Source organism: Pseudomonas sp. NPDC089741 (assembly GCF_044748825.1).
Classification (GTDB): Bacteria; Pseudomonadota; Gammaproteobacteria; order Pseudomonadales; family Pseudomonadaceae; genus Aquipseudomonas; species Aquipseudomonas helmanticensis.
Map to the genome: position 1 here is coordinate 173,846 of NZ_JBIVGT010000001.1, position 12,481 is coordinate 186,326.

Genomic DNA, 12,481 nt, shown 5'->3' on the forward strand with positions numbered 1-12,481 from the left:
AGCGGTATTCTGGGTCAGTCATCAGTAAACGACCCATCCGGGCCCGGGTCCGACGATTGTCGGACAAAAAACGGGATCAAGCGTCAATAGCCGGTTGATCGATGGCTATAATGCGCGGCCATATTTCCTTGGGCCCGGATGCTTCATGTTCAAGTTTCTCCATATCGGACTTCTCGTGTTCGGCGCAGCCTTCGGCATCAGCGCGCGGGCGGAATCGGTGCTGTTCCTCAATCCGGGCTCGACCGAAGAAGCGTTCTGGATCAGTTATTCGCAGTTCATGCAGTCGGCCGCGCGTAATCTGGGCATTGATCTGCAGATCCTCTATTCCCAGCGCCAACCTGAACTCACCCTGGCCCAGGCCAGAATTGCCTTGCAGGGCCCCAGTCGCCCCGATTACCTGGTGTTCGTCAACGAGCAGTACATCGCGCCGCAGATTCTGCGACTGGCGCAGGGCAGCGGCGTGAAGCTGTTCATGGTCAACGCGGCATTGACGCCCAACCAGCAAGCGCTGTTGGGTGAGCGAGCGGACCGCATCGGCAGTCTGGTGCCGAATGACGAGGAGGGCGGCTATATGATGATGAAGGAGCTGATTCGTCTGCACCCTCCCGTAGCCAGCGACCGGCAGATCGAAGTGCTGGCGTTTTCCGGTCTGAAAATTACACCGTCGGCGCAGTTGCGCGAGCACGGCATGCAGCGTGCCTTGGCCGAACATCCGCAGGTGCGCTTGCGACAACTGGTTTACAGCGGCTGGACTCAGCAACGCGCCTATGAGCAGGCCAGACAACTGGTCAAGCGTTATCCCGAGGTTTCGCTGGTGTGGTCGGCCAACGATGAAATGGCCTTCGGTGCCATGCGCGCTTTTGTCGAGACCGGCAAAACCCCCGGCAAAGATGTGCTGTTCAGCGCAGTCAACACCTCACCCGCCGCGTTGCAGGCTGTCGTCGATGGGCGATTGAGTGCGCTGGTGGGTGGCCATTTCACCTTGGGAGGCTGGGCGTTGGTCGAGCTGCATGACCATGAACTTGGTGTCGACCTCGATCAGTACGGCGGTCGTGACCGGCAGATTCCATTACTGCAATTGGTCGACAAGGCCCACGCCCGACAAATGCTCGCCATGGGTAAAGCGCCGAACTACGACGTGAATTTCCGCCAACTTTCGGCGAAGGGCCGTCCGGCCTCGTATCGCTATCCGTTCGATCTGCAAACCCTGATGCACTGAAGGGCTTCAGACCCCGGCGAAATGCAGTACGACTTTGACGATGACCAACAGCGTCAAGGCAAATACCGCCGTGAACAGAATGCCCAGAATCACGAAATGGCTGGGTTTGCCATGGGTGAAATCCCTGGCCCGGTTTTTCCCGCTCTGCACCCCGAACGCCGCGGCCATGACGCTGTGCAGCATCTGCCAGAAGCTGGGTGGCTTGTTGTCGACTGGATCGTCCATAAATCCCCCGTCTGTGTGTGTCCCAGACAGCATAGTCAATTCACCGAAGAGTGCCCTTGCCGTGGGCTGCTCAGCTGAAGCGATTGGTAACAACTCATCGCCGATGCGATAACTATGTACCGCAGTTCGCCCCGGCAGGAATGGTGTCCTGTCGTTCCACTTTTCAGGAGCGACAGAATGACCATTCATCCCCCGACGCTGCCCGCAGCTGCGCAGTCTTCCAACCCTCCGTTGAGCCTCGATAAGCAGACGCTGGCCAGCGCCAGTCTTCACGGCAAGCGTATCGAGCAGATGGTCCCCGATTGGTTGATCGACGCCAGCCCCGAGCGCCGCGCTCATATTAAAAACGCCGGCACGCAATTACCCGACTGGTATCAGCAGCTGTCCGTCGAGCAACGGCGTAACTTGCAAGCGCATACCACCGAAGGCTTTCTTGCCCAGTCACGACTGGACAAGAGCATGGCCGCGCTTGAAAGCATCGAGGTTTTTGCCGAGGCTCAACTGAAAAAGGCGCTTAAAAGCCAATTCAACATTGAACTCGACGTCAATAAAACCCTGCTATGCCTCAGGCGCCCTCTGCAAGTCAGCGTGCTGGAAATCGAAGTGTCGACCTTCGAAGTGCTGAAGCTGCCCATGCTGCAAGCGGCTCTGCATAACTTCGAAGCGGCGGAATGTGAGGAAGGGGCCTTTCATCGCGAATCCGGATTTTTCGTCGCTGCTTCGACCGCCGATACGTTCCAGGCGGTGACACTCGATATGACCGTCACACAGTTTCTCTCGCTGTGTCGAACACTGGATATTGGCGCGCTCTATCAGACGCGTGTGAAAGCGTTTTTCCAGTCGAGCGGAACATTGCGTGAGCAATTCATCAGCAGTCAGAAAACCGCGATGCGCGCAGCCGCCGAACTGGCGTTGCTGAAGAAGGACATCGAGCCAGACGACTACCGAATGCTCCTGTCGGTCGTCGATGGCGAAGTCCATCCGCGCCTGGGCAAGAAATCCGTCTGGTTTCGCGACCTCAGCCTGATGAAACACCGGATGACCGGCTGCGTAGTGTTCAGCATCAGCGAACAGTATCGCTACACCAACGATTTCATCGTCTACATCCCCCATGACCCGGAACATCCGCTCAAACGCTACACCTCAGCGCAGATGCGCGAAGTCTTCAAACGCAAGTTCACTGCACGGGACGCTTCGCCGTCGAGTGAGCCGGCAACGGCCTACCAGCGTTTTTTCAGTCAGTTCTTCACCTATGCCGACCGTCCTTATTACTTCAGTCAATTCACCCGGCCTGCGGCAGATGCACCGACAGACCCGTTGCGTTCGATCTGGGTAAAAGTCGTCCAGATGATCCCGCCGGTCTCGGTTTTCACGCAGATCAAGGAACTGCCGCCCGAGCACCAGGGCAAGCGTGAACCAGAGGAGGATCCTTACCTCGATCCGTTCGGTATCGTGCGCAACGGCGCGGCAGGCATTTGGGCCGCCAATACCGATCTGTGGCAGTACCTCTTTGAACAGCATTGCGACAAATTCATCGCCGATGCGCGTGCCCGCGCCGTACCGACGGCGGATGTCGACGCGAACGTGCGGGCGAAACGGCTCAATCACTTGCTGGAATTCGGCATGCTCGCGTTGAACATGGTGTCGATGTTCGTACCGGTGCTGGGCGAGATCATGATGACGGTAATGGCCGGTCAATTGCTGTATGAGTCGTTCGAGGGCGCTATCGAATGGACTGAGGGTGATCGCCAGGCGGCCAAGGGACACTTGGTCGATGTTGCAGAAAACCTCGCGCTGATCGGAGTAATGGCAGGTGCAGGCAAGGGCCTGGGCAGATTGAGTGCGGCCAAATCGGTGCCGGTGATCGAGAAGGCCGAGCCCGTTGAACGCCTCGACGGCAAACCACGTTTGTGGGCACCTGATCTTGCGCCTTATGAAAGCACTGACGGTCCGTTCGCCGCGTCTGTCCCTGATGCGCAAGGCCTGCATCGACTGAATGGCAAGACCTACATTCGTCAGCAGGGCAAGGTGTATCAAACGGCTTTTGATGAACAACTGAAACAATGGCGCATTCTCCATCCGACCGATGCGTCAGCCTATCGGCCCATCCTCGAACACAACCGGCTGGGCGCCTGGCGACATACCTTCGAGCGACCGCTGACCTGGGATCGATTGACTCTGCTGCGGCGCATCGGCCATTGCACCGAAGCCTTTTCCGATGAGCAATTGCTCAACATCGCGGATCTCAGCGGGGTCAGTGATGACGCTCTGCGCCAGATGCATCTGGACCATTCGCCTGCGCCACTGGCGTTGGCCGATACATTGCGCCTGTTCGAGGCTGACCAGGCCGTGAGCCGGATCATCGAGAACATTGAGGACGGTTCCACCGTTGAGGAACCTTTCCTGCTGGCAATGTCATTGCTGCCGCAAATGCCTCGATGGCCCACCGGACGCGTGCTTGAGGTTTTCGACGGCCCGGGTTTGTCAGGCGCGAGTGTCAAGCATGGTGACGCGTCACTTTTTCCAGGTGGCGCTCTCAAGGCACCGATTCAGATCGCCCGCGCCGATGTGCTGACTGCCGAAATGCCCGCCATCCTTCTTGAGGCGCTGGACGAGCAGGAAATAGTCCGCCTGCTGGGATCTGAAGCGGCCCGCGTCAGCGCAAACCGGCCCGTCGAGTTCAGAGCGCAGTTGGTGGACTTCCTCAAAACCCGTCAACCGACAATGTTCGAGCAGCTCTATGCCGAACCGGCATTGCAGGCCCCGTGGATCAGCCGCCTACAAAAGGCCACGCCCGGGCTCGGCAGTTCTGCAGCGATCAGGGTATGCATGCAGGCCAATGCCGAAGAACTCGCGCGATTGGAAACAGGCGGGCGGTTGCCGTTGCGGTTGCTTGAAGAATCGCGCAGGTACGCTCAAGGCAGGCGCTTCGATCATGCGGTCGTCGGGTTACACATGGATAACCTGGCCGCATCCGGGAGTCAGTGGCTCGCTTTGCGCGTACTCGAAAGACTGCCTGGCTGGTCAGACGATGTGCGTCTCGAAGTGCGCGAGGGCAGCACTCACGGACCGTTGATTGATAGTGTCGGCAGCGAATCTTCGCGGCAACTGAAATACCTGGTCAAGCAGGGGCCCTCCTATCAGGCCTTCAACGAACATGCAGAGGCACTCAATGGCATTCCTCGGCAAGGCGATAATTTTTTTGCCTCGGTCATGCATGCCTTGCCCGACAAATCCCGTCAGGCCTTGGGGCTTGCTGACGTCAGTCAGAGTGCGTCCCTGCGTCGTCTGGTGATTGATCACGTGCATCATTATCGCGCTGAACTGGCCCGCTTGGCCGGCACGCGTCATGGCACCGGCAAGCGCTTCAAACCGGCGCTGCGCGTGCCGGGTCATGGCCTCGGTTACTACGCCAGTGGACGCGGGCAGGGCGTCAATCCACTGCTGGTGACACGGGTTCAGAATGTTTATCCGGGCCTCACCGATCAACAAGCGGGCGGCTTCATTCTTCAGCAGTTGGCGTCGGGAAAGACTGACATGCAGATCTACGAGCTTCTGCAAAGGCGCACGCGTGAATGGCGAGAGCTCGACTCGACACTCGCCGAATGGGAGGGCGAGTCGACGCCGGAACTCTCGCTGCAATCGTTGATCGGTGGCAGAGCGAGCGTCGTGCGCAATATCAAACAGAGTTGGCGCGAGTCACCGCTGGCGCAGGACCATCCGCGTTATGCACAGCTGGAATTGATCTGTGATGAGCCGTTGCCAGCCTTGACTGCGGACTTTTCGCACGTGCGAGAGTTGAGCGTACGCGGCCGCTGCATCACGGATGCGAATGCCGACTCACTGTTGGCTGTTTTCCCGAACCTGGAAAAGTTGCGCATCAATGCGACGAGCGAACTGTTCAGCAATGTGCCGCAAATCTTGCAGGGGATGCCGGCGTTGAAAAGACTGACGCTTTACAGCGCCGTCCCGTTTGCCGCTGACATGCCCGCACGGTTGGGCATGCTGGTGCGGATTGAAGAACTGACCGTGTGTTCTGCAAGCTATCAGCCGATCACATTCGACGTCAGCCACCTGCAAAAGCTGCGCAAGCTGGAGATCGTCGCCTACTCCTTGCTGGAATGGCCGACCGGCGTGCTTGAACTCCCGGAGCTCCAACGACTGAGCCTCAAGGATACCGGGATCAGTAACTTGCCTGAGGGGTTGCTCAAGGGGCACGAAAAGTTATGGTCCGGTTTGTCACTGGACTGGTCGAGATTTTCCCGCGAAAACTTCAAGGTCGCCTACGAGTACGCCAGGACACTCCCCGTGCACCTGATAGACCGCGAAGCGATGATCCGCGATTACTGCAAAGGCGAGTTGCAGCGTTTGGGCGAAGGCCTGAGCCAGGCGCCGCAAAGTATCTTCGAGCGGTTTTTCCAGCAATGGCCTGATGAACAACAGCGCTACGCCGCAATCGAAGCCCTGAGCGAGCAGTTTGCAACGCTCGACAAACAGCTTGTCGAGTGGCTGCAAAAGGCCATGGCCTTTCAGGAAACGCTCAGGGAAATAATCGGGCGATCCAACGCCATCCATGCCATCAGGACCAATTGGCGCAAAGGGCTTTTCAAGCGATACGGTTCGACGGTTTCCGCTTCGACCCTTGATTTATCGGGATTGATGCTGAGCGAGCTGCCGAAATTGCCTGCCGATGCGTTTTCTCACGTGCGTACCTTGCTTCTGTTGGGCCAGCGCGTCGATGCCTTGCAACTGCGCGATTTCGTCAGCGCCTTTCAAGAAGTGCAAACGCTCAACCTGAGTGGCAACGCTCTGCACGCGTTGCCGATCGAACCGGGCAGCCTGGCAAGGCTGAACCGGCTGGACCTTTCCGACAATCTGTTGGTGAACACTCAGCAGTTGCAGTCAAGCCTGGAGGCGTTCCCGGCGCTTGAACAGCTGGACCTGCATAACAACCCGTTAACTGGGTTGAACGTCGGTGGCCTGTCGCGCTTGAAAGCGCTCAATCTGCGAAATGCCGATCTGCAAGCGTGGCCTGCGGGAGCTGAAGATCTGGCTCAACTGACCTGGATGGATGTGCGCAATAACAACATCGCCACGCTGCCACAGACCCTGCTGGACAGCCATGCGCTGATCAACAGCAATCTGTCCGGTAATCCTTTGACGCCAGCAACGACGGTTGCGCTGCGAGCTGCGCAACAGCGTATCGAGTTTGAAATCGGACTGCCCCAAGGAGCGCTGCAAGCATTTGCCGAAGAACCGGTCCCGCTGACCTTTCCACCAGCAGAGAGCGGAATCTCCATCGCCAGGCAATTGCTGCCACTTCCCCAGGCGGCAGTTGGCGAAGGTGAAACGCTGATGATCAATATTTTTCAGCGTATGCAACCGGCCTTTACTGCCGAACAGGCGTCGCAGTTGATTGGCCAGATGCGCAGTAGCGGAGCGACGGAAATCGAAACAGGTGCTCGTATCGACGCTTGGAACCAGACTTTCGAAACGCTGGTGCGGCAACTCAATGGCTGGCTCTACACCCGCGAAATTCGCGGTGCGGACTGGGTTATCTCTTCGCAAACCCGCAGTCTGGCGGCCTGGAGAATTCTCACCTGTTGGCGGGCAAGGTTGCCCAACATGGAAGGGGTGACGCAAGCGGTGCTGAACCTGAACGGTTTGCAACTGGGAGACATACCGGCACTACCGGAAGATTTTGCGCATGTCCGCACGCTCAACCTGACGGGCACAAGGGTGACTGTCGATGGCGCCAACGGTTTTCTCGGTGCCTTTACCGAGCTACGGACTCTGGAGCTTGGCGGCAATGAACTGGAAGCGTTGCCGCAGTCGATCCGGAACATGTCTGCGCTGGAGCGTCTGGAACTGTCGAGCAACCGTCTCTACGATCCCGAACTCTTGTACGAGTCGCTTTCCGGGCTTGAACACCTGACCTGGCTGGATGTGAGCTACAACAACCTCGAGTCGTTCGATGTCAACTATTTCGGGCGGCTGGAAGCCCTCGATTTGCGCAACAACAATCTGTACGCATGGCCGGAAGGTGCGCTGGAGTCGGAGCACCTGCGCATGCTCAATCTGAGCCGTAACGACATCACCACGCTGCCCGTGGACGCACTTGACGGTAGTCACGAGCAATTGATGAACGGTACGGACTTGACCGACAACTACAACTTGTCCGAAGAAAGCCTCGAGCGGCTCAGGGCCTATCAGGCGGAAGGTGAGCGCCATCGGGTGTTGGGTTTTTCACGCACGGATCTCGAAGAGATGGTTGACGACGCCGCCGGCGGCTTGACCGAAACGACCGACAGCATTGAATCCGACGAAACCCTACCTATCGATCCGTCGCAGGCGCAATACAAAGCCCCATGGCTTGCCAATCTGCCTCCTGAACAACTGGCGGCTCGGGATACGCTCTGGGAGCAACTGGCTGCTGAACCGGACAGCGCGGCGTTCTTTCATCTGCTTGAGCGATTGCAGGACAGCCGAGAGTTCAGGGTCGCCAACGCGGATCTGACGCGACGGGTATGGACCGTCATGGAAGCGGCCGCAGCTGACACCGAACTCAGGGAAGTGATTTTCGCCGGCGCTACCACCCACGGGACCTGCGTCGATGGACGCATCCTTACCTTCAGCGGGCTGGAAACCAAGGTGTTTACCCATAACGCGTTGCGGGATTTACCGTCAGGTCGATCAGACGCAAAAGGTGGGGTGTTGTTGAGTCTGTCGCGACGACTGTTTCGCCTGGACAAAGTCGACGAATTGGCAAAGGCGGCGGCAGCACGCAGTGGTTTCGATGAGGCCGAGGTGCGCCTGGGTTATCGAATCGGTTTGACCGACGGCTGGGAGGATGGCCTGGAGTTGCCGGGGCAGCCGAAAAACATGACCTATGCTTCGGGCGTCAGCCCGCAACAACTGGTGGAGGCGCGAACCGAAGTCAGCAACGCCGAGCGGTCCGACAGATTTCTCGAAGATCTGATTCAGCGCGATTACTGGGTGGAATACCTTCAGGAGAAGTTCCCCGAGGACTTCAGGAAACTGGAAGAGCTGGACTTGCTTGGTGACGCCGAAGATGACGTTCTGAGCGCTGACGATCCAGAGTACTTGAGCCGGTTGTTCGACCGTACGGCCAAACGCAACGTGAAGATGATCGAGCTTTCGCAGCAGGAGATCGATGCAATCAATGCTGCAAAAACGCCTGTTGCCGGCTCTTCAAGTCATCTGTCCAACGCATAGAACAGCACGCGCAGTTGCCGACGCCGGTAAATCCGGCGTCGGCAATAACCCCTGTAATCAGTTGTCGTAGCCGAGGTTCGGTGCCAGCCAGCGCTCGGTTACGCTCAGCTCCTGGCCTTTGCGCGAGGTGTAGCTTTGCACTTGATCCTTGTCGACCTTGCCCACGGCGAAGTACTGCGCTTGCGGGTGGGCGAAGTACCAGCCACTGACCGCAGCTGCCGGGAACATCGCGTAGTGTTCGGTGAGGAACACGCCGCTGCGTCCGGCGCGCATTTCTTCAGCTTCCGGGTCGAGCAGCGCAAACAACGCAGCTTTCTCGGTGTGATCCGGGCAGGCCGGATATCCCGGAGCAGGGCGGATGCCGCTGTACTGCTCTTTGATCAGCGCTTCGTTGTCGAGGGTTTCGTCCTTGGCATAACCCCAGTGCTCTTTACGCACTTGCTGGTGCAGCCATTCGGCGCAAGCCTCGGCCAGACGGTCGGCGAGGGCTTTGACCATGATCGAGTTGTAATCGTCGCCAGCGTCCTGATAAGCCTTGGCCACCTCTTCGGCGCCGATGCCGGCGGTGGTGATGAAACCACCGACGTAGTCGGTCACTTCGCTGTCCTTCGGCGCCACAAAGTCGGCAAGGGAGAAGTTCGGCTTGCCGTCGGTCTTGATGATCTGCTGGCGCAGATGATGCAGTTTGGCCAATGGCTGGCCGTCATCGCCGTACAGCTCGATATCGTCGTCATGCACCTGGTTGGCCGGCCAGAAGCCAAATACCGCACGGGCGCTGATCAGCTTCTCGTCGATCAGCTTGGCGAGCATCTCCTGCGCGTCTTTGTACAGCGATGTAGCGGCCTCACCGACCACTTCGTCTTCGAGGATGCGCGGGAACTTGCCGGCCAGGTCCCAGGAGATGAAGAACGGTGTCCAGTCGATGTATTCGGCCAGGACTTTGAGGTCGATGTTGTCCAGCACCTTGCTGCCAGTGAAGTTCGGTTTGACCGGCTGATAAGTCGCCCAATCGAACTGCGGCTTCTTGGCGATGGCGGCGGCATAGCTCAGGCGTTCGGTGCGGGCACTGCGGTTGGCGGTACGTTCGCGCACCTCAACGTATTCGGCGCGGGTTCTTTCGACGAAACCGGCCTTCAGTTCCTTGGACAGCAACTGCGTCGCCACGCCGACCGCACGCGAGGCATCGGTCACGTAAACCACCGCATCGTTGCTGTACTTCGGCTCGATTTTCACCGCCGTGTGCGCTTTGGAGGTGGTGGCTCCACCGATCATCAACGGCAGATGGAAATCCTGGCGCTGCATTTCGCGAGCGACATGGACCATCTCGTCCAGCGAAGGCGTGATCAGACCGGACAGGCCGATGATGTCGCACTTCTGCTCTTTGGCCACCTGCAGGATCTTCTCTGCCGGCACCATCACGCCGAGGTCGACGATGTCGTAGCCATTGCAACCGAGGACCACGCCAACAATGTTCTTGCCGATGTCGTGCACGTCACCTTTAACGGTGGCCATGAGGATCTTGCCCTTGGCTTCCGGTTTGTCGCCTTTTTCCAGCTCGATGAACGGGATCAGGTGCGCCACGGCCTGCTTCATCACACGGGCGGATTTCACCACCTGTGGCAGGAACATTTTGCCGGCGCCGAACAGGTCGCCGACGATGTTCATGCCGGACATCAGCGGACCTTCGATCACTTCGATCGGGCGCGCGAACGACTGGCGCGACTCTTCGGTGTCTTCAACGATGTGCGTGGTGATGCCTTTGACCAGAGCGTGCTCGAGGCGCTTGTTGACCTCCCAGCTGCGCCACTCTTCGGTCTCGGCTTCCTTGACGCTGCCGTCGCCCTTGTATTTGTCGGCAATGGCGAGGAGGGCGTCAGTGCCGTTTGGCGTGCGGTTGAGCACCACGTCTTCAACGGCGTCGCGCAACTCGACCGGGATCTGGTCGTAGATCTCCAGTTGACCGGCGTTAACGATGCCCATGGTCAGGCCGTTGCGGATCGCGTACAGCAGGAACACCGAGTGAATGGCTTCACGCACCGGGTTGTTGCCACGGAACGAGAACGACACGTTGGACACGCCGCCCGACGTCAGCGCATACGGCAGCTCATCGCGAATGTAGGCACAGGCGTTGATGAAGTCCACAGCGTAGTTGTTGTGTTCTTCGATACCGGTGGCAACCGCGAAGATATTCGGGTCGAAGATGATGTCTTCCGGCGGGAAGCCGACTTCGTTGACCAGAATGTCGTAGGAGCGTTTGCAGATTTCTTTCTTGCGCGCTTCGGTGTCGGCCTGACCGGCTTCGTCGAACGCCATTACCACCACGGCGGCGCCATAGCGCTTGCACAGTTTGGCGTGATGTATGAACTGCTCGACGCCTTCTTTCATGCTGATCGAGTTGACGATGCCCTTGCCCTGAATGCACTTCAGCCCGGCTTCGATGACTTCCCATTTCGACGAGTCGATCATGATCGGCACGCGGGAGATGTCCGGCTCACCGGCGATCAGATTGAGGAAGGTCACCATGGCCTTCTTCGAATCGAGCATCCCTTCGTCCATGTTGATGTCAATCACCTGGGCGCCGGCCTCGACCTGTTGCAGGGCGACTTCCAGCGCTTCGGTGTAATTGTCTTCACGGATCAGCCGGGCGAATTTCGCCGAGCCAGTGATGTTGGTGCGCTCGCCGACGTTAACGAACAGCGAGCTGCGATCGATGGTGAACGGCTCCAGACCCGAGAGGCGGCAAGCCTTGGGAATGTCCGGAATCTGCCGCGGTGCGTAACCGGCAACAGCTTTGGCGATGGCTTCGATGTGGCCCGGCGTGGTACCGCAGCAACCGCCGACGATGTTGAGGAAGCCGCTCTGGGCAAATTCTTCGATGACCTTGGCGGTTTCCGACGGCAGTTCGTCGTACTCGCCGAACTCGTTCGGCAGGCCGGCGTTCGGGTGCGCGGAAACGTGGGTGCTGGCCTTGTTCGACAGCTCTTCCAGGTACGGACGCAATTCGCTGGCACCGAGCGCGCAGTTGAGGCCGACCGAGATCGGTTTGGCGTGCGCGACGGAGTTCCAGAATGCCTCAGTGGTCTGGCCCGACAGGGTGCGGCCGGAGGCATCGGTGATGGTGCCGGAAATCATGATCGGCAGTTCGATGTGCAACGCTTCGAACACGCCTTGCACGGCGAAGATCGCCGCTTTGGCGTTGAGGGTGTCGAAAATGGTTTCGATCAGGATCAGGTCGGCGCCGCCCTCGATCAGGCCTTTGGTGGCTTCGGTGTAGTTTTCCACCAGCTCGTCAAAGGTCACGTTGCGGTAGCCCGGGTTGTTGACGTCCGGCGACAGCGAGCAGGTACGGCTGGTCGGGCCGAGGACACCAGCGACGAAGCGCGGTTTTTCCGGGTTTTCAGCGGTCTTGGCGTCGGCAATCTTGCGCGCCAGGCGTGCGCCTTCTACGTTTAACTCGTAGGCCAGTTCTTCCATGCCGTAGTCGGCCATGGAAATGCGCGTGGCGTTGAAGGTGTTGGTTTCCAGAATGTCGGCGCCGGCATCCAGGTAGGCTTTCTCGATGCCACCGATTACATCGGGACGGGTGATCACCAACAGGTCGTTGTTGCCCTTGACGTCACTTGGCCAGTCAGCGAAGCGTTTGCCGCGATAATCCTGCTCTTCGAGCTTGTAGCTCTGGATCATCGTGCCCATACCGCCGTCGAGTATCAGGATGCGCTCTTTGAGAGCTTGCTTGAGAGCTTGAAGGCGGACGCTGCGATCGGACATTTGGACTACTCGGAAAGACCATTACGAAGGAGC

Annotated in this window: 4 protein-coding genes; 2 read left to right on the top strand and 2 right to left on the bottom strand. The window is 58.6% G+C overall.

All coding sequences use genetic code 11. The annotated features are described in order from the left end of the window. Positions 1 to 145: 145 nt before the first annotated feature. Positions 146 to 1,219 carry an ABC transporter substrate-binding protein gene (locus ACIPZE_RS00840; RefSeq protein ID WP_283436331.1) on the top strand — a complete coding sequence of 358 codons (1,074 nt, stop codon included), beginning with the start codon at positions 146 to 148 and terminating at the stop codon, positions 1,217 to 1,219. 6 nt (positions 1,220 to 1,225) lie between these two features. On the opposite strand, the gene ACIPZE_RS00845 is transcribed toward ACIPZE_RS00840, so the two are convergent. Then, on the bottom strand, positions 1,226 to 1,444 hold the full coding sequence (locus ACIPZE_RS00845; protein WP_129394150.1) for a DUF2970 domain-containing protein: 219 nt from the start codon (positions 1,442 to 1,444) through the stop codon (positions 1,226 to 1,228). Between the two features lie 177 nt (positions 1,445 to 1,621). On the opposite strand from ACIPZE_RS00845, the gene ACIPZE_RS00850 reads away from it, so the two are divergent. Further along, on the top strand, positions 1,622 to 8,680 hold the full coding sequence (locus tag ACIPZE_RS00850; protein ID WP_400770598.1) for an NEL-type E3 ubiquitin ligase domain-containing protein: 7,059 nt from the start codon (positions 1,622 to 1,624) through the stop codon (positions 8,678 to 8,680). Between the two features lie 57 nt (positions 8,681 to 8,737). Here ACIPZE_RS00850 and metH read toward each other — a convergent pair whose 3' ends face one another. Continuing rightward, positions 8,738 to 12,448, bottom strand: a complete 3,711-nt coding sequence (metH, locus tag ACIPZE_RS00855) for a methionine synthase (protein WP_400770600.1) — start codon at positions 12,446 to 12,448, stop codon at positions 8,738 to 8,740. Between the last annotated feature and the right edge of the window lie 33 nt (positions 12,449 to 12,481).